The sequence below is a fragment of the Nostoc sp. TCL240-02 genome (assembly GCF_013343235.1).
Classification (GTDB): Bacteria; Cyanobacteriota; Cyanobacteriia; order Cyanobacteriales; family Nostocaceae; genus Nostoc.
On the sequence record NZ_CP040094.1, the window covers coordinates 4,797,732 to 4,815,594 of the forward strand.

Here is a 17,863-nt window from a genome sequence, read left to right on the forward strand (position 1 = left end):
AATAAATTGGAATCCTCACTCCTAACGGTTATGGTTTTGGCCCTAATTTAGAAGTGTTACTAAATAGCCAAGACACAAGATTAGGAATTGTAGCAGCCCCAAAAGAAAACAGCGCAATAATTGCATCACGAGGTAAAACACCATCTAACCAGCTACCCTGCATTTGAGAAACTGGAAAATCTGGATCTAGACCGATTTGAATCTTTTTAGTTTTCCCAGAAAAGCGAGCTTCTATACCCTTTTTAGGGACAATTTCCAGATGGCGTATTTTTTGAATGTTTAGAGGAGTATCAGCGTCTTCTCCCATAAGAAACTGGTTTTGCTTAATATCCCGCTCCTGTTCTGCCATGCGGATTTTGCCTTCTACAATAGTAGAAATCTTTAAATCGTCTTTGGAATCTTTACCAGGTTTATCTACATATATAAATTTAACATTTTCGGTTTTTATCTCTTCTCTAAACCATTGTTCTGATTCATATTTGGGAGGTTTGGCTAGGGTAATATAAATATTGGTATTTTGCGCGATTTCTAAATTAAGTTTTTTATTATTTGGATTGACAATAAATTCTAGCTGTATTTGGTTATCTGGCTGATTTGGTAATTTTAAATCTGGTAATTCATAACCTTCTATTATAACCTTGATTGGTTGTTCACCTAAATATAAATCTAATGTATTTGGGCTGATTTTTTGCTTCAAATTAGAGTTTTGTTGTAGAGAAAAAGCAAGCTGATTGCGATAAAAGTCATAACTGAGCCCAGCTATTTTTGTATTTGGTTGGAGCCGTAGTTCTTCAACGCTGATTTCACTTGTGTCTTGAGGATTAGCCGGGGCAATAATCCATCGACTCTCGCTGTCTTTAAGCTGAATTTTTAATGAGTCTAACTGATTAAGTTGGGGCAAAGTTTCACTTTGAAAATTACCTGTAAAAGTTATGGTTTGCCTGCCTTTATTTTCTAGTTCATTGATGCCTTGAATATTTTTAAGAAAGAGTTTAGATTCTTCACCGATATAGGTAAAAGCCATTTCTTGAGAAATGATATTACCTTCAAATGTATGTGTGCTAGGTACAATAGCGGCAAAGCTGACGATAGTCAAAAACAAAAGTAACAGCAACACCAACAATAAATTTTTATGGTTTGCAATGGTTCTTAATAAGCGCTTCAGGGCTAAAGTGCTGACTGCAAACCACGCAACTAGATAACTTTTCAGAAAATTTAACCATTGGCGAATCTTGATGAAGTCGGGAAATTTTTGTTTGGTTTTTTGCCGAGATGCCATGATTTATCTCAACCAATTTGGGTTATGTTCAAATACTATTCGCCTTTCGATGCGATCGCTAGGTTCATTTCTTCGTTCAATATTAGCAACATAGTGCAGTTCATAGCGCCCAGATGGGGCATTGCCATCCCAGGTAAAAATAGTTTCACCCTTTTTCGGGTTAGGGCGAGAAGTGCTATAGATTGCTGGTTTATCTTTAGAGAGGATTTCAAAGGTAGTAAACCTCACTCGGTCTTGAGAATAAAACACGAATTCATACTTACCCGAACTTTGCCCCACAATGACTGGAACATATACAGGCTGCGAGCCAAGGTTATAGGATGCCACTGCGCGAAGGCTATTAGCTGGTATGTTTTTCTGCCTAAGAACGTAAGTATCCCAGCTAAAGCTGAAACGCGAACCATTATTAGACAAGAACAAGTCATCCATTTGATAGTGATAATTATCTCCCAAGGATTTCACTATTACTTGAGGATTTTTACCACCACTGATGCGGGGAATTTGCACCGTGAGGGTTTTGCCAAAACTGGTTAGGTTTCGGGTAGCAATAGAAATCAGGTTCAAGCTATTGCCGCTTAATTGTTCTTCTTTGATGCCTTCGCAGCGATTGGGTGGTTTGCGCTGGATATAATCGGTAGATTTGGGGTTCCCTTCTGGGCAAGCAGCAGCAGGAAGATGGCTGACGCTGAGGATTAATAGGCTGGCAAGAATAATTTTATAATTCATAGTTTGTTTAAGGTAAAGAAGGAGAGATGCAATTAATCGCGTCTGTACAAAAGGTTATTTAATGTTCCAAGTGGATAGTTGTTTCTGAATCTCAGACATCGGATAAGCCAAATCTCGGTTTTCGCCTTTTCTTGCAAAGACGATGCCTAAAAGCCGATTTTGCGAATCAATTACCGGACTGCCAGAATAACCGGGTTTGAGTGCAGCTTGAGATATTTCTAATCGCTGATTCTTATAGCTGATTTGTCCTGATTGCATAGACCAAGATTTATCTTCACCTCTTTGAGCAGAATGACCGATAATCCGAATGGGCATTTTCGGGGCGATCGCAGTTGAAGAGATAGATAAAGGCTGGATATCTTCTGGCAGTTTACCGCTAACTTCCAAAACGGCTAAATCGAGTTGTTCCTCAGAGGTCATTTTGAACAACTTGGCATCTCGCCGCATTCGCACTCGGTTGGATGGCGGTGAACTGAAAAATTCAACTTGGATATTTTTACCCTGTTCATTGCCATCAAAAATTACATGACGATTAGTGAGGATTAATGTGCGATCGCCTTCTCGCTTAATTACTACACCAGTGCCGATCTCTGTTCCCTGGCGATCGCTGTTAAAAAATTCCGCAGTGATGAGTACCACAGAACGCTTAAGGGTTACGGTTGGGTCATTCTTAGGCAACCATTGGCGATCGTCTTCTATGCTAGCTAGTTTATTCTGTTGCTCTGTCCATAAGCGCCGTGCTTCTCTATTGTTGTTACTGGAATAGACAAAATTGGGGTCAATTTCTTCTGCATTGTCAAACTGTTCAATGGCTTCTTTTAGTTTCCCTTGCTCTTGGAATGCTAAACCTAAGCCATTATTAGCCATAGTATGAGCGCTGGCTGGGGTTACAGAATTATTATCTTCTGCTAATGTTAGGGCTTTTTGGAAGGCGGCAACTGCTGCATCTAATTTATTCTGGTCACTCATCAGGGCAATGCCGAAATTGGTGTAAGCAACAGCCAAGTTGGGGTTGAGTTGAATTGCTTTTTGGTAAGCGACAACTGCTGCATCTAATTTCTTCTGCTCTTTCAGGGCATTGCCGAGATTGTTGTAAGCAGTAGCATAGTTGGGGTTGAGTTGAATTGCTTTTTCGTAGGCGGCAACTGCTGCATCTAATTTCTTCTGCTCTTTCAGGGCAACGCCGAGATTGTTGTAAGCATCAGGATCGTTGGGGTTGAATTGAATTGCTTTTTCGTAGGCGGCAACTGCTGCATCTAATTTCTTCTGGTCACTCAGGGCATTGCCGAGATTGTTGTAAGCATCAGGATCGTTGGGATTGAGTTGAATTGCTTTTTCGTAGGCGGCAACTGCTGCATCTAATTTCTTCTGGTCATTCAGGGCAACGCCGAGATTGTAGTAAGCAGTGGCAAAGTTGGGGTTGAGTTGAATTGCTTTTTCGTAGGCGGCAACTGCTGCATCTAATTTCTTCTGCTCATACAGGGCATTGCCGAGATTGTAGTAAGCAGTAGCATAGTTGGGGTTGAGTTGAATTGCTTTTTCGTAGGCGGCAACTGCTGCATCTAATTTCTTCTGCTCATACAGGGCATTGCCGAGATTGTTGTAAGCATCAGGATCGTTGGGATTGAGTTGAATTGCTTTTTCGTAGGCGGTAACTGCTGCATCTAATTTCTTCTGGTCACTCAGGGCAACGCCGAGATTGTAGTAAGCAATAGCTAAGTTAGGGTTGAGTTGAATCGCTTTTTGGTAAGATGCGATCGCTTCCTCTAATTTCCCTTGAGCATTTAGCACATAGCCTATACCAACGTAAGCTTCGGCATCATTAGGATTGAGTTGTAATGCTTTCTGGTGCGCTGCTAATGCTTCCTCTAGTTTTCCTTGTCGCCGCAAAGCATTACCCAAATTGTTATAAGCTTTGCCATTATTGGGTTCAACTTGTAAAACTTTACGCCAAATTGTCTCTGCTTGAGAATTATTACCCACCGATTCGGCAGCGTCGCCTTGTTTAAATAGCTGTTCAATATTGTTTTGAGCAACTACAAACTGGGGTGTGGTAGCCAGAAATAGAGTTAAAAATAAAGTAGTAAATATACGGTTGTGCATAATCATGCTCATACGTTAGCTGATTTTATCAGGACTTACCCGAAAATCGCTAAAAACCGGATGAATTTTTGATAAATACTCGTTAACGAGTCTTTGAACTCCGTTGATGAACCTCAGAGCTTCGTGAATGAGTCTTTGAACTCCGTTAATGAACCTCAGAGCTTCGTGAACGAGTCTTTGAACTCCGTTAATGAACCTCAGAGCTTCGTGAACGAGTCTTTGAACTCCGTTAATGAACCTCAGAGCTTCGTGAATGAGCCTTTGAACTTCGTTAATGAACCTCGGAGCTTCGTGAATGAGTCTTTGAACTCCGTTGATGAACCTCAGAGCTTCGTGAATGAGTCTTTGATACTCGTGAATGAGGCTTTGAATTCCATTAATGAAGTAAAATGGGCGGTTATTCAATACGATCCCAAAGACGCGATAAATCGCCGTCTCTACAAAGGATTGATTCTTGTAAAGACGGCGATTTATCGCGTCTCTTTTATCGCGTCTCTTGCCTTAACCGAACAGTATTGGGCGGTTATTCTCAGGGGAAATTAGACTTGAGGGCAGTTGTTAAGAAAAACAGGTTGGCCGCCTTGCTCAAGAGATAGCGTTAGTGCAGCGAGAATTTCTACTAACTGTGTGCCTACCCAGCCAGACGAAAACTCTGAGGGAGTATTGGTAAGGATAGAGTCAACAAAACGAGAGCAAACTCGCCCCAATGGTTCCCCTGGTTCTAATTCCACCACCACCTGCTTTTGATTTACCGGAATAAAATGATTGTTCTGCTGTTCAAATTCCCCATGTAGCAGCGTTAGAGGTGACGATCGCGACATTTCATCAAAAATCAAACTACCAAGGCTACCTACAATCCCCAGCCGTCGCTGCTTATCAGGATTCAGCCAGCACAAGTGAATATAAGCTTGAAAGCCATCTGGGTATGTCAGTGTTAGCCATACTAAATCAGCTAAACCTTGAAACAGAGAAGGATTTATATCTTTCTTCCCCTCTGCTCCCCTGCTCCCCTGCTCCCCTGCTCCCTGTAGCCACACCGTACCCGTTGCTTGCACTTTCACAGGGGTCTGACCTAGCCAAGCGTTAAAGATAGCAATATCGTGAATCGCTAAATCCCAGAGCGCATCAACATCTTGGCGGACAGGCCCTAAATGGGTGCGTGTCGCGTAGCCATAGCGTAAATCTCCTAATTTACCCGCCTGTACTACAGTTTGCCCTTGCTCAACTGCTGGGTGAAATAAATAAGTGTGGTCAACCATGAGTATTAAATGATGCTGCTCTGCTAACTGGCAAAGTTCCCGACATTCTGCTGGGTCGAGAGTTAGCGGTTTTTCAGCTAAAACATGGTATCTGTTTTGGAGAGAGTCTTTAATTAAAGCATAGTGGGTGGTAGCCGGAGTTGCGATCGCAATTCCTGTCAACCCTGGCACTTTTTTTAAATCTTCCCATTGGGTTGTTAATACTACATTTTCATCTAAATTAAACTGCTGTTTGACCGCCGCTAATCGTTCTGGATGGGGGTCTACTACAGCAACTACATTTACTTGCGGATGTGCTAAGAAATTCCGCAGCAGATGCACTCCCCAACGCCCAACTCCGATAACAGCAATTTTAATTTGGTTTGTCATTAGTTATTTGTCATCTGTTATTTGTCATTTGTCATTAGTTATTTGTCAACAAAGGACGAGGGACAAATGACCAGTGACAACCAAATGATTATCGGCTAATTGTCAGTCTTTTAAGCTCAGGGTATTTGCGGATTAGGGATTGCTAAAAAAGCTACTTTAGCTGCGGCTTGTTCAGCAGTTTTGATCGATCGCCCCTTACCAACTCCTAGTTTCTTTCCATGCAGCCACACCTCAGCCATGAAACGTTCTTGATTATGGTGTGGTTGAGTGACTTCCACAACTCGATATTCTGGTAAAACTTTAAATTGCGCCTGAGTCCATTCTTGAAGAGCAGCTTTGTAATTAAGTCTGGCAGGATCGAGGCGAATTTCTGTTGTTAGTTCTTGGAAGTGCGGATCTAGCCAAGACCGGATCAATTCCAGATTTTGAGTACTTAAATAAAGCGCACCCAGAACTGCTTCAAAAGCATCTGCCAGTCGTGACTCTTGACCAACTTTATCAGCCGTAGCACTACCGGCGACTAGTAAGTATAACTCCAAACCATAAACTCTGGCTAATTGGGCGAGAATGCGATCGCTCACTAACACCGAACGAATTGCCGCAAAATCCCCTACTGGGCAATCGGGATAATTTTCCCACAACACAACAGCCGACACCAGCCGCACCACTGCATCGCCAACAAACTCCAATTGTTCATAATTCGCCGAATCAGAAACAGTGGGATGAGTCAGTGCTAAATCTAGCAGTTCCCACTTGATAGGTGCTTCTCGCGACAAACCTAATTTTTGGACTAAACTTTCGAGTTGCCGTTGACGGCGTGGGTAGGCAAGGGGCATTGGGGGGAAGGGGGAAGGGGGAAAGGGAAAATACTAAGTCCTAACTCCTAAACTCAGCACTAAAAAAGGGGGAAAGAGCAGTACATAAGCCGGGTTCTGTTCTCTTGCGAGGGCAGTTATCTATCTGGGACGCTTGTTACCAAACGCCTCTAGCGGCTCTCGTTGAGCGGAACTGGTAAAAGACCAACCGTAGTTCCTATCGCCTTGCTCCCAACTGGGGTTTACCGAGCCAGCACCTCTCGATACTGCTGGTGCGCTCTTACCGCACCTTTGCACCCTTACCAGATCAATTAAAAATGTAAAATTAAAAATTGTTCATTTTACATTTTTAATTTTTAATTGATCTGGCGGTATCTTTCTGTGGCACTATCCTCACGATCGCTCGCACTGGACGTTATCCAGCAAGTTTGGTCTTTCGGGAGCCCGGACTTTCCTCAGCTCAGTGATTATGACTGATCTGCAACCGCCTGCGTCTACTCTTTCCTTAGATCCAGTGTAATCTTGGATGGCATAGTCTGTCTGGTTGCTATTGCTTTTTTTTATTCCAAGGTAGAGCGTAAGTCCAAGGTAGTTTCCTGACTGTGAAAGGACAATTGATAATGCTAATGGGAGGAAAATCACGACCTGGGGCTAGACCCAAACGCACTTCAGACACTCTGAGTACCAGTTGCAGGGAAAAGTCCAACTCCTTTTTTCTGTTAATAAAGTCGTTGTACAATTTTTTTTGCCCTTTTTGCAGCCCATTGATATCAATTAGTGGTTTTTTTGCTAAATAGGTTCCAGCTACTTGATCACGCTCAAATACATCTTCTGCTGTCACTGTTTCAGAAAGTGTTTTCTTGGGAGCAATCAAGCTAGGACTTTGGGGTACTGCTAAGTCGCGGGTTAAATCTGGTGATTTCCGAATGACGCGACGCGATTGCTTGCTATGTTCAACTACTAAAGAACTGTTATCCCAGTCAACGTATAGGGCAACATTATCTGATTTATTTTCAATGCTAATTCCTAAATCTTTCAAATCGTCAATTGGGTATGAGGCTTTGAGTTTAAAGGAAATTCCAATTTTATCATCGAGATTTTGTTCTTTGAGTTGCTCGTCAACTATTCCTTTTTTAAACTCAAACTTAACTTGATCATCGATAGATTCAACCATGCGGTTAAAGATATAGGAAACACCGATAATATAAACTGTCAAAACTACTAAATTCTGGTCGCTACTCCTCATAAATTAAAATATTAACTCCTGTAATAATGAATGTATATTTGATTCGTCATCCATCTGCAATTATTAATTACGCTTAATTGTTACAGAGTTTTGCAACCAGCCCCGTTGCCAAAAAAAGAATAGCAAACCAAGTGCGATCACTGCCATAACTGCCAAGCAAAGTGGATAACCCCAATACCAATTCAACTCAGGCATATTATATGGCGATTTTTCGGTATTGAAGTTCATACCATATATTCCGGCCACAAAAGTCAGTGGAATGAAAATTGTTGAAACTACCGTTAGTACTTTCATGATTTCATTCATTTTATTGCTCACTGCCGAAAGATACACATCCATTAATCCAGATGCTAGTTCTCGATAAGTTTCTACCATGTCCATAACTTGCACTGTATGGTCATAACAATCTCGCAAGTAGATTCGCACTTCTTCACTAATCAAATCACTGCCATCTCGAATCAAAGAATTAATTGCATCTCGCTGTGGCCAGATAGCACGACGTAGTTGCAGTAGTTCTCGCCTAATTTGATAAATATTTTGTAGTGTTTGTGGGGTTGGTTTAACTATTACCTCCTCTTCCAACTCTTCGATGCGCTCCCCATAAAGCTCCAGCACTGGGAAAAATCCATCAATAATTGCATCTAATACAGCGTAAGCTAAATAATCCGCTCCTTGTTTACGGATGATACCTTTGTTTTTTTCAATTCGCGATCGCACCGCTTCAAAACAATCATGTTCTGGTTCTTCTTGGACTGTCAGTAAATAATTTTTACCTAATATCAAACTTACTTGCTCGCTGTAAAAACCACACGATCTTTCCTTTGGTACTACCATGCGGGCAATGAATAGTAATTGGTCTTCATAATCTTCGGTTTTAGGACGCTCTGGTACATTGACTATATCTTCTAAAACGAGAGGATGTAATTCAAAAACGTGACCCAATCGTTGTAATATATCTTGACTGCCTAAACCTTGTACATCTACCCAAGAAATGGATTCCATCTCCAGATATGGAACACATTCTTCTGGAGTTGCCATTTGTTTGCGGATGAAATTGCTTTGGTTATAGTCAATCAAGAAAATTATCGGTGGCGGAGAATCTTCATCAATAAAAATTGTTCCAGGTATAGTACCTGGTTGGTGATGGAACTCATCTTTTTTATATAGCCTAGTTACTATTTTGGGAAGACGACGCAGTTTTCGTACCATACAATATTACCTAGATTGGAAATTGGGAATTGGGAATTAAACAAGTTCCTCTTTACACAGTTCTTAGTAAAGAAGTAAAATTCCTTACTCAGAACCCATTAGGCGTTTTTATTTATTTCAGCTTTTGCTATTAATATTACAAAAATTAATACAAAGACTGTAGTTTTTAAATTAAGCAGTTCTTTAAATTTGCGAATTTAGGAATCGGCATTTTTTTAGTAGTTAGTTGTATTCATGATTAATAACTGATAACCATGATGATTAAGCTAATCGTCATTTAAATTGCATCATTTTTATGGTAGTAAAAGTTGCAAATCCTCTCCCTTGCTCCCTGCCCCCTGCCTCCCTGCGATCTCAATGTGCAATCTTATTTGCTTAACAGCTTACTTTTATTTATGCCCAGCTACTTCCCAGCAATAGAGATAACATATCGGCTCTGAATCAGCAATGCTATAAAAAAAACAGTTTGCCTTAACAAGACAAACTGCTGAAAAAATATTTATCTGGGTGAGCAGAAGTTAGAACATGCCCATGCCGCCCATGCCGCCCATACCACCCATGCCGCCCATGCCGCCCATGCCACCCATACCGCCCATATCAGGAGCGGCAGCAGCAGATTTCTTCTCCGGCTTTTCAACAACGATCGCTTCGGTGGTTAAGACCAAACCAGCAATGGAACCAGCATTTTGCAAAGCTGAACGCACGACTTTGGCAGGGTCGATAATACCAGCAGCAATCAAGTCTTCAAATTCGCCAGTAGCAGCGTTATAGCCAATGTTGATGTCGCTATCCCGGACTTTCGAGACGATTACAGAACCTTCAGCACCAGCGTTGTCTGCTATTTGGCGCAAGGGGGCTTCTAGCGCTCGTTCGACAATATCAGCCCCAATTCTTTCTTCGTCATTTTGTAGAGTGTTTTTAATCGCTTCTACTGCCTTAGCTAAGTGAATTAGAGTTGTCCCACCACCAGGAACAATACCTTCTTCCACAGCAGCTTTAGTAGCGTTCAGCGCGTCTTCAATCCGCAGTTTACGGTCTTTGAGTTCGGTTTCGGTTGCCGCACCCACTTTAATCACTGCCACACCGCCAGCGAGCTTGGCGATGCGTTCTTGCAGTTTTTCTTGATCGTATTCAGAATCGGTTTCTTCCAACTGCCTGCGAATTTGACCAATCCGCTTTTGTACTTCTGGCTTGGTGACACTGCCAGCGACAATAGTGGTGCTTTCTTTGTCAATGGTGATTTTGCGAGCAGTTCCCAGCGCTTCTAGAGCAGCGGTATCCAAACTTAAGCCGATTTCTTCCGAAATCAACTGTCCATCGGTGAGAATAGCAATATCTTCTAACAAAGCTTTGCGGCGATCGCCAAATCCCGGCGCTTTGATTGCAGCCACGGCTAGTACACCCCGTGCTTTGTTCACTACCAAAGTTGCCAAAGCATCACCTTCGACATCTTCAGCGATGATTAGCAAGGGCTGACCAGAACGGGCGACTTTTTCCAAAATTGGTACTAAATCTTGGATGCTGCCGATTTTTTTATCTGTCACCAAGATCCGGGCGTTTTCAAATTCCACGATTTGCCGCTCGTTGTTGGTGACAAAGTAGGGTGAAATGTAACCTCTGTCAATCTGCATCCCTTCAACTACTTCTAGTTCAGTTGTCAGGGATTTAGATTCCTCAACGGTAATTACACCATCTTTGGTGACTTTTTCCATTGCTTGAGCTAACATTTGACCAACTTCTTCATCGTTACCAGCAGAAACAGTGGCAACTTGAGCGATCGCACTTCCTTCTACTGGCTTGGCTATCTTGGCAATTTCCAGTACCAGTGCCTCAATAGTTTTGTCGATCCCGCGTCTCAAGCTAACTGGGTTACTACCCGCCGCGACGTTCTTCAAACCTTCCCGAATCAAGGCTTGTGCTAAAACTGTGGCGGTGGTTGTACCATCCCCAGCAACATCTTTAGTTTTTGAGGCCACTTCTTGGATGAGTCTTGCACCAGTATTTTCCAAAGGATCTTCTAATTCAATTTCCTTGGCAACAGTGATACCATCGTTGACAATTTGAGGTGCGCCAAATTTTTTCTCTAAAAGGACATTACGACCTTTAGGCCCCAAGGTGATTTTTACGGCATCAGCAAGGGCGTTAACACCCCTTTCTAGAGCTCGCCGCGATTCCTCGTCAAATGCAATAATTTTCGCCATGTTTTATTTCTCCAGCGCTTCCATTAGACAATTTAGCACTCACAGAGCAAGAGTGCTAATCTCTCAATCAGCTCAAGTTACAAATGGAAATAAAAAAATTGATTAATATACAGGTGATGTTCTTTATAGATACTGGCAGTAATGCTTGAATTGGGAGATGAATCTAGACAACTCCCTTAAGTCCCTTGGTATTGCCGACCCTAGCGGCACCGGCTGGTTGGCAGTAGTATTTACGTTCCTTTTGGCTTGGCTTGTAACGTGGCGTTCAATTCCGACAGTCCGCAAATTTGCCTTACGGGTAGGTTGGGCTGACCAACCCAACGCTCGGCGACTCAATCGCGAACCTTTACCCAATGCAGGGGGGCTGGCTATCTACGCGGGTGTCATTGCCGCACTGGTATTAGCTAGCCTTTTACGACCGATCGAACTCCAAAACGTATTGGCTCAGGTGCTCACTATTCTGTTAGGAGGTTCGATATTAGTCCTGGTGGGCTTTATCGACGATCAGTTCGGCTTACCACCCTCTATTCGATTGTGGGCGCAAATTGTCACGGCACTGTTGCTAGTAGCTAATGGCATCAGTGTAAAAGTGCTGTTTGGTACTCCTATCGACTCGTTCCTGTCTATGTTGCTGACGGTACTGTGGGTAGTAGGAATTACCAACGCCATCAACTTGATGGATGGTATGGATGGTTTGGCAGGAGGAATCAGCTTTATTACCGCCATGAGTTTGTTGGGGGTTGCAGCCCAATTTAATAACCGTGCGGCGGCAATCTTGGTACTCGCAGCTTTAGGAGGTGCTGCATTAGGCTTTTTACGCCATAACTTCCATCCGTCACGAATTATTATGGGTGATGCCGGAGCATACTTTTTTGGCTATGTGCTGGCAGCAACTAGTATTTTAGGCAAACTGCAACAAAACACAGTTTATGCACTAATTCCCACGGTTTTATTTCTATTGTTGCCAGTAATAGACACCACCCAAGTATTTGTACGGCGGCTACTAGCAGGAAATAACCCTCTTAGCACTCCTGGCAAAGATCATCTGCACCACCGCTTACTTGCTTGGGGACTTTCCCAGCGCCATGCTGCGTTCACACTTTGGTCAATTACCTTATTTTTCAACTTGCTGGCAATGAGAATACAAGGTATGAGTTTGGCTGTAATGATGACTACCGCCAGCAGTATTGTCATTCTTTTGGGCTTTACTGTCTGGCAAAGAATACGCCAACAGCCTTAGTTGCTTGTAGGGTCAGCATTGCAATGCTAGCCCTACTGGTCTGTCTCATTGAATTTGAAAGAGCAGAGAACGAACCGCACACCCCTTCGGGGAAGCAAGCTACGCACAGCGTCTCGCAGAGAAAGAAGAAAAATTAAGAATAGGTTCACCCATCATATTTAAGAAGACAGACTACTGGTTCATCGCATTAATTCTGAAGGGTTATAAAAGTTCGTAGTAAGGACTTTAGTCCTTGATTTGAGCGATAAATCGCTCACTACAAACCTATCAAAAGTTTTGATAGGTGAATCAGTTTTTAAATTTCTCTTCTTTATCTCTTAACTTTGCGCTCTTTGCGTCCTTCGCGGTTCGTTCTCTTATCTCTCAAATTTAATGAGACAGACCACTACTCTGGTTTTTTCTCAATTAACCAAAAATTCAAGCTTGAGAACATTACGAATTACGAATTAAGATGCAGTGCTTAAAAATCTACCCCTCGTTTAAGTTCAACACCTTGATTTGCATAGTGTTTGTGGCAATAAACCTCTGAATGAACGCTAGCCAAATCGAAGTATGCTGGTTGATTTTGACAGCGGCCAGTGATGATGATTTCGGTGTCGCGGGGTTTGCGGAGCAAGGCTTGAACAATGGGTTCAACGGGGAGTAGTTCTAAGTCAACGGTGGGATTGAGCTCATCGAGAATAATAGTTTTATACATTCCAGAGGCGATCGCAACTTTTGCGATTTCCCAACCTCGTTCGGCTTCTACATAGTCTAATTCTTGCCGGGAATTGCGCCAAACAATCGCATCTCCACCACAGCGCTGATGATCCACCACTTCTGGATATGACTGCTGCAAAGCAGCGATCGCAGCATCTTCTGTGTAGCCACTACCACCTTTAAGCCACTGCATAATTAACACACGAGTAGACCCTGGATGATTGATTCCCCTACCAATAGCTTGTAAAGCTTTCCCCAAAGCACTAGTAGACTTGCCTTTACCAGCACCAGTATAAATTTCAATCCCTTCCAGGAATAGGGCTTTGGCTGTGGGATGGTGATGAGGTTTCATTTCTGAGTGCAAATCTGCAATATCAAGCAACTTTTGCGGTGCGGCGCGTCCGGTAGCAATGATTTCTAACTCTTGGGGTTTGGATTTTAATGTCTTTACCACTTCATCTACTGGTAGCAAACCCAAATCTAGAACGGGGTTAATTTCATCCAAGACAACAACTGAATATAAACCGCTAGCGATCGCACCTTTGGCCACATCCCAACCCCGCATCGCCTCATTTCGGTCAAAGGTGGTAATTTCTTCTGGGCCAAAAAATTCGGCTCTCCCTGTGCGAACTTGGTCTATTAAATGGGGAAACCCGCGCTGCAAAGCTGCGATCGCTCCATCTTCGTCATAATCCCGTTCCGGCCCTTTTAAAAAGCGCAGCAGTAAAACACGGTTAGAATCGCTAGGCGTATTTATCCCTAACCCAATAGAGCGCAAAACCACCCCCAAAGCCGCTTGAGACTTACCTTTACCCACGCCATCGTAAACGTGAATTTGACCAATGAGCCGTTCTTGACGCACTTGCGCCGTGCGAATACCGATACCGTTCCTTGTCATCTCTCGAAAAGCTATAAGTGGCAGTCTTTAATCTTACCTAACGTCTTGTAATCTTAGGTAGAGAAACTAGCCCTCTAGCGTTTCCGTACAAATCTCAGCTTGATGTATTAACAATATCAATCAGGGAATACTGGCACACGAGCATAGTAAAGGACAAGAACAATGTAATAATTTCCCCCATCATCCTCACTATCCCAGTTATACTCTCTACAGTTAAACCTTACCCTTGACCATTTATGCCTGAGAATTGGATGCTTCCGAGGATTTTTCCCATTGGTGGAATTCTGTTTGACTTTTTATTTGTACTGATTGCCATCCCCATCGAAGCTTATCTTTTGCACTATCGACTCAAATTTGACAAAAAAAGCAGTACTTTTTATGCTATTTCTATCAATTTATTTTCTAGTGTAATTGGTTGGTTCATATTTTTTGTATCAGAACCAATTTTACCGCTCCAGGTGAGGACAGAATTAATTAACTATATGTTTTTTAATAACTTTAAATCACCGAATACACAAGGCTTACTAATATTAACTGCTTTTATAATTTTCTTTTCTACTTTTCTGATGAAGTTTTTCATTTTAAAGGTATTGTTACTATCATTAAATGAGAAATTTCTTAAAAAAGAAGAGGAAGCGGAAGCTCCAATATCTCAACGTCGGCGATGGCGGACTTTTGGCAACTTGAAATTCCAAAGTAATAATTTAATAATTACTGTACTAATAGCGAATTCTCTGAGTTATAGTGCTATAACTCTTATTCTATTGTTTAGTGCAAAATAGCAAGCTTTTACTTAAAAGGAAGACGAGTGATTAATTAGGTGGAAGGAGGAAAATGAATACGCTACTTAAAGATGTATTTGGGGTTTTTAAATTTACAGAAGGGCTTTATGCAGGAATTAGAAAAGTATTAGTTCCACCCAAAGCTTATTCTTGGCAGACATTTATTTATTTGAGTGTTTTTTCTTGGGTACTTTCATATTTAGCTACAGGCTATATCAAAGATATTATTGCCTTTTTCGGTTGGTTATTTTTAATTGCCGGCACAGCTTGGTATACAACTCAAGATCCTTTGAGAGTTCCTGGCACTTTTATGCCAGTTGGGGCAGTAATCACTGGATTCTTAGTAAGCGTTTTTGCTTTTGGAGATCAACAGGATGTAATTACACCCAGAACAATCGTTTTTTGGCCAACAATTTCAGCACTAATTACAGCAATACCAGAATTTATTGAAGGAACTGACACAGACGCTAAAGCTAGAATTCCTAAGCCACAAGACCGCCAAAGAATCATAATTTTAGTTGCTAGTAGTATGCTACTAAGTTGCTGGATTCAGTTTTATTTTGTAATGGATCATTGGTTTCAACAATATCCGAGTTTGCAAGCAGATACTTTTAAACGTAGTACCTTTGTTGTCAGAACAGAAGAACGAGTAAAAATTCCACAAAACGGTGTTGTAATTCTAGAAAGACTTCAACCAATAGTAGTAGAACAAATAAACCAAACACCTTGGTCAGAAGTAGAGAAATGGTTGCTTGAGGCAAAACAGCGAGTAGGAACTCTAGGTAGAGAAGTAATTCAAAAAAGCCTGGGTAAATATGAAGAGAAGGATTTATGGCGCATTGAGCCGCGTGTAGCTAATACTAAGTCTGGATATATATTAGATTTATTAAGTATTTGGATAGGGCCAAGTTCTAACCCACGGGGCTATTACTTGAAAAAATCTTGTCGAATTGAACCAGTTGCAGCAACTAGCAATTCAGGTAATAAGATTACAGTTGCAGAAATTGAATGCGATCGCGCCAGTAAATTAATTGCCGGATCGCCGCCTCCGCAGCAGTGAGAAGAGATGAGGGCAGGGGGCAGGGAGCAGGGGAGGCAGGGGGCAGGGAGCAGGGGGCAGGGGGAGAATGACAAATGACAAATGACAAATGACAAATGATTATTAACAGAATTTTTGTATTGGCAAAGAATGTGTTTCAGGAAGTGGTACGCGATCGCATCCTATATATTATTGGTTTTTATGCGCTTATACTCGCTACTGCCTTTCGCGTCCTGCCTGAATTTGCAGCTACGACTGAAGACAAAATATTTTTAGACTTCGGGATGGCGGCGATGAATGCCATCGGGTTAATTGTGACAATATTTGTTGGTACGGGACTGGTTAATAAAGAAATTGAAAAACGTACTATTTTACTGTTAATTGCGAAACCTGTCAGTCGCAGCGAAATTATCTTTGGCAAATACTTAGGTTTATCCGTAGTATTAGCTGTACTTGTCGCCACGATGACAGTAATTTATCTGATATTTCTGCAATTTGCTAACATTCCTCATCCAACGGCGAGTATTTTAATTGCTGCAATTTTCTTAGTATTGCAGTTATCATTAATCACCGCTATGGCTATTACCTTCGGTGTTTTTACTGCTTCTCTCCTAGCGACTGTTTTGACCTTTGCGGTATATTTAATCGGAAATATTACCCAAGATTTAGTACAACTAGGTCGTCTGAGCCGCAACCCTGGTATGGAACTTCTAACTCAAGGTTTGTTTCTCATTTTGCCAGATTTATCTCGATTAGATTTGAAAAATGATGCCGTTTATGGTTTGCAAGCCCTCCCTGACCCAACTACACTGATTACAAATGCTGGCTATGGCTTACTTTATAGTGCCATGTTGTTAGCGATCGCTATTTCTATCTTCTCGCAACGCGAATTTTAGTCATCGGGCGTTGAGCCAAGCAGGGGAGAAAGAATTACAAGTTAACAACTTTCTTTCTTCCCCTACTTATCCGAACTGTGTTGCTTACACATCTACAAGGGTTGAGTGCCTTGCATAGATGCTTTTTGTGCAATAGTTTTTAAGCGAGTCGCTCTGCTTTTACGGATACGTTCACTTTTGCGAACTCCACCAGCCATCTCATATTCGCGGCTATCTTTGCCGTATTTAAAGCCGATTCCCATGAGCATTTTTTCGGAGAAAGTACCCAAGGTTTGTTCTAATGCTTCAATTTCTACTTTGGAAGAGTCAATCGTGCTGAGAGCAGTATTATGAGCTTCTAACTTGCTGCGTAATTGCTCAATTACTTCTGTCAGGACTTTTAAATTACAAGTATTTCCAAGATCCAGATTGGCATCAATTGCTTTGAGTCCAGCAAATCTTAACTCAGCATTTTCTAGAACGCGGGATGTACGTTTTCTCAAAGACATAAATTTAGTTACTCGTAATATTTATATAGTTACTATGTCCTACTGAAAATACATTCTGGTTCAGCAAAATCCACAAAAACAATTATACTTTTTATGAGATAACTACTGGTAAATTCTCTTAATTTATCTAAAGCGTCGATCAAATCTTAATTACAGCTTGAGCATTCATAACCACAGAAGAAGCTGTGTTAACTACAGCTTGAGCATTTATAACCACAGAAGAAGCTGTGTTAACTACAGCTTGAGCATTCATAACTACAGAAGAAATTGTGTTAACTATAGCTTCAAGTTTACTTATCATATAATGAGCATCTGTAACTACAGCTTCACCATTAATAAGTACTGCTTAATTTGTATTAACTACGGCTTAAGCAGTACTTATAACGGTTCCCGCATAGGTAATATCAAGTTTGGATAATATGGATTAGGCGTAGGTCAATACTTGTCGGCTAAGGGGAAAAGAGAAAGAAAAAACCTTTAACCTTTTCCCCAAACCCAATTCTGAGTTCAAAATCTTTATACCAATTCTGTATGACGCAGATTTGCTGTGTTTTTAAGGTTAGCGAAGAGAATGAGGATTTTTTTGACGGTGTTATTTGATATGGTTTTTTAAT

16 protein-coding genes and 1 other RNA gene are annotated in these 17,863 nt (G+C 41.6%); 5 read left to right on the forward strand and 12 right to left on the reverse strand.

The window, feature by feature from the left end; genetic code table 11:
* Nucleotides 1–28: 28 nt before the first annotated feature.
* The 3 genes from FBB35_RS33960 to FBB35_RS20420 are packed head-to-tail and all read right to left on the reverse strand — an operon-like array spanning nt 29 to nt 4,108.
* The gene (locus FBB35_RS33960; RefSeq protein WP_217481664.1) at nt 29–1,279 is read right to left on the reverse strand and encodes a hypothetical protein; all 1,251 of its coding nucleotides are present in this window, start codon (nt 1,277–1,279) and stop codon (nt 29–31) included.
* Nucleotides 1,280–1,282: 3 nt separating this feature from the next.
* Nucleotides 1,283–2,005: a hypothetical protein gene (locus tag FBB35_RS20415; protein ID WP_174711158.1), complete on the reverse strand. Its 723-nt coding sequence runs from the start codon at nt 2,003–2,005 to the stop codon at nt 1,283–1,285.
* A 54-nt stretch (nt 2,006–2,059) separates the two neighbouring features.
* Entirely contained in the window at nt 2,060–4,108 is a 2,049-nt protein-coding gene (locus tag FBB35_RS20420) for a serine protease (RefSeq protein ID WP_217481665.1), read from the reverse strand.
* Between the two features lie 291 nt (nt 4,109–4,399).
* On the opposite strand from FBB35_RS20420, the gene FBB35_RS20425 reads away from it, so the two are divergent.
* Nucleotides 4,400–4,651, forward strand: coding sequence for a hypothetical protein (locus FBB35_RS20425; RefSeq protein ID WP_174711159.1), 252 nt, complete (start codon nt 4,400–4,402; stop codon nt 4,649–4,651).
* Here FBB35_RS20425 and FBB35_RS20430 read toward each other — a convergent pair.
* From FBB35_RS20430 to groL, 6 genes are all read right to left on the reverse strand, one after another.
* Nucleotides 4,648–5,736, reverse strand: a complete 1,089-nt coding sequence (locus FBB35_RS20430) for a Gfo/Idh/MocA family protein (protein ID WP_174711160.1) — start codon at nt 5,734–5,736, stop codon at nt 4,648–4,650. The two genes, FBB35_RS20425 and FBB35_RS20430, sit on opposite strands and share 4 nt — an antisense overlap.
* Before the next feature lie 116 nt (nt 5,737–5,852).
* A complete protein-coding gene (gene rnc / locus FBB35_RS20435) occupies nt 5,853–6,572 on the reverse strand; it encodes a ribonuclease III (protein WP_174711161.1) in 720 nt (239 codons plus the stop codon).
* Between the two features lie 69 nt (nt 6,573–6,641).
* Nucleotides 6,642–7,053, reverse strand: an RNA gene (gene rnpB, locus FBB35_RS20440) — RNase P RNA component class A.
* Between the two features lie 45 nt (nt 7,054–7,098).
* The gene (locus tag FBB35_RS20445) at nt 7,099–7,797 is read right to left on the reverse strand and encodes a hypothetical protein (RefSeq protein WP_174711162.1); all 699 of its coding nucleotides are present in this window, start codon (nt 7,795–7,797) and stop codon (nt 7,099–7,101) included.
* A 63-nt stretch (nt 7,798–7,860) separates the two neighbouring features.
* Entirely contained in the window at nt 7,861–9,006 is a 1,146-nt protein-coding gene (corA, locus tag FBB35_RS20450) for a magnesium/cobalt transporter CorA (protein WP_174711163.1), read from the reverse strand.
* Between the two features lie 518 nt (nt 9,007–9,524).
* On the reverse strand, nt 9,525–11,207 hold the full coding sequence (gene groL / locus FBB35_RS20455; protein ID WP_174711164.1) for a chaperonin GroEL: 1,683 nt from the start codon (nt 11,205–11,207) through the stop codon (nt 9,525–9,527).
* 157 nt (nt 11,208–11,364) lie between these two features.
* Here groL and FBB35_RS20460 point away from each other — a divergent pair, with 157 nt between their 5' ends.
* Nucleotides 11,365–12,447: an MraY family glycosyltransferase gene (locus tag FBB35_RS20460; RefSeq protein ID WP_174711165.1), complete on the forward strand. Its 1,083-nt coding sequence runs from the start codon at nt 11,365–11,367 to the stop codon at nt 12,445–12,447.
* Between the two features lie 460 nt (nt 12,448–12,907).
* Here the strand turns inward: FBB35_RS20460 and FBB35_RS20465 are convergent, their stop codons facing one another.
* The gene (locus tag FBB35_RS20465) at nt 12,908–14,044 is read right to left on the reverse strand and encodes a cob(I)yrinic acid a,c-diamide adenosyltransferase (RefSeq protein ID WP_163934608.1); all 1,137 of its coding nucleotides are present in this window, start codon (nt 14,042–14,044) and stop codon (nt 12,908–12,910) included.
* 236 nt (nt 14,045–14,280) lie between these two features.
* Here FBB35_RS20465 and fraC point away from each other — a divergent pair, with 236 nt between their 5' ends.
* The 3 genes from fraC (at nt 14,281) to FBB35_RS20475 (ending at nt 16,761) form a co-directional block, all read left to right on the forward strand.
* Nucleotides 14,281–14,826, forward strand: a complete 546-nt coding sequence (fraC, locus tag FBB35_RS34885) for a filament integrity protein FraC (RefSeq protein WP_254625635.1) — start codon at nt 14,281–14,283, stop codon at nt 14,824–14,826.
* Nucleotides 14,827–14,878: 52 nt separating this feature from the next.
* Nucleotides 14,879–15,886 carry a septal junction protein FraD gene (gene fraD, locus FBB35_RS20470; protein WP_174711166.1) on the forward strand — a complete coding sequence of 336 codons (1,008 nt, stop codon included), beginning with the start codon at nt 14,879–14,881 and terminating at the stop codon, nt 15,884–15,886.
* A gap of 95 nt (nt 15,887–15,981) precedes the next feature.
* Nucleotides 15,982–16,761 carry an ABC transporter permease gene (locus FBB35_RS20475; protein ID WP_174711167.1) on the forward strand — a complete coding sequence of 260 codons (780 nt, stop codon included), beginning with the start codon at nt 15,982–15,984 and terminating at the stop codon, nt 16,759–16,761.
* A 92-nt stretch (nt 16,762–16,853) separates the two neighbouring features.
* Here FBB35_RS20475 and FBB35_RS20480 read toward each other — a convergent pair whose 3' ends face one another.
* Both FBB35_RS20480 and FBB35_RS20485 read right to left on the reverse strand, forming a co-directional pair.
* Entirely contained in the window at nt 16,854–17,249 is a 396-nt protein-coding gene (locus FBB35_RS20480; protein ID WP_174711168.1) for a hypothetical protein, read from the reverse strand.
* A gap of 139 nt (nt 17,250–17,388) precedes the next feature.
* On the reverse strand, nt 17,389–17,550 hold the full coding sequence (locus FBB35_RS20485; protein WP_174711169.1) for a hypothetical protein: 162 nt from the start codon (nt 17,548–17,550) through the stop codon (nt 17,389–17,391).
* Nucleotides 17,551–17,863 lie beyond the last annotated feature (313 nt).

Bases quoted from the DNA above. Each gene is read 5' to 3' on its own strand.
- FBB35_RS20480 (WP_174711168.1), bottom strand. From the start codon at position 17,249: ATGTCTTTGAGAAAACGTACATCCCGCGTTCTAGAAAATGCTGAGTTA.
- FBB35_RS20420 (WP_217481665.1), bottom strand. From the start codon at position 4,108: ATGCACAACCGTATATTTACTACTTTATTTTTAACTCTATTTCTGGCT.
- FBB35_RS20465 (WP_163934608.1), bottom strand. From the start codon at position 14,044: ATGACAAGGAACGGTATCGGTATTCGCACGGCGCAAGTGCGTCAAGAA.
- FBB35_RS20430 (WP_174711160.1), bottom strand. From the start codon at position 5,736: ATGACAAACCAAATTAAAATTGCTGTTATCGGAGTTGGGCGTTGGGGA.
- FBB35_RS20475 (WP_174711167.1), top strand. From the start codon at position 15,982: ATGATTATTAACAGAATTTTTGTATTGGCAAAGAATGTGTTTCAGGAA.
- corA (WP_174711163.1), bottom strand. From the start codon at position 9,006: ATGGTACGAAAACTGCGTCGTCTTCCCAAAATAGTAACTAGGCTATAT.
- FBB35_RS33960 (WP_217481664.1), bottom strand. From the start codon at position 1,279: ATGGCATCTCGGCAAAAAACCAAACAAAAATTTCCCGACTTCATCAAG.
- groL (WP_174711164.1), bottom strand. From the start codon at position 11,207: ATGGCGAAAATTATTGCATTTGACGAGGAATCGCGGCGAGCTCTAGAA.
- FBB35_RS20415 (WP_174711158.1), bottom strand. From the start codon at position 2,005: ATGAATTATAAAATTATTCTTGCCAGCCTATTAATCCTCAGCGTCAGC.
- FBB35_RS20445 (WP_174711162.1), bottom strand. From the start codon at position 7,797: ATGAGGAGTAGCGACCAGAATTTAGTAGTTTTGACAGTTTATATTATC.
- fraD (WP_174711166.1), top strand. From the start codon at position 14,879: ATGAATACGCTACTTAAAGATGTATTTGGGGTTTTTAAATTTACAGAA.
- fraC (WP_254625635.1), top strand. From the start codon at position 14,281: ATGCCTGAGAATTGGATGCTTCCGAGGATTTTTCCCATTGGTGGAATT.
- FBB35_RS20460 (WP_174711165.1), top strand. From the start codon at position 11,365: ATGAATCTAGACAACTCCCTTAAGTCCCTTGGTATTGCCGACCCTAGC.
- rnc (WP_174711161.1), bottom strand. From the start codon at position 6,572: ATGCCCCTTGCCTACCCACGCCGTCAACGGCAACTCGAAAGTTTAGTC.
- FBB35_RS20485 (WP_174711169.1), bottom strand. From the start codon at position 17,550: ATGATAAGTAAACTTGAAGCTATAGTTAACACAATTTCTTCTGTAGTT.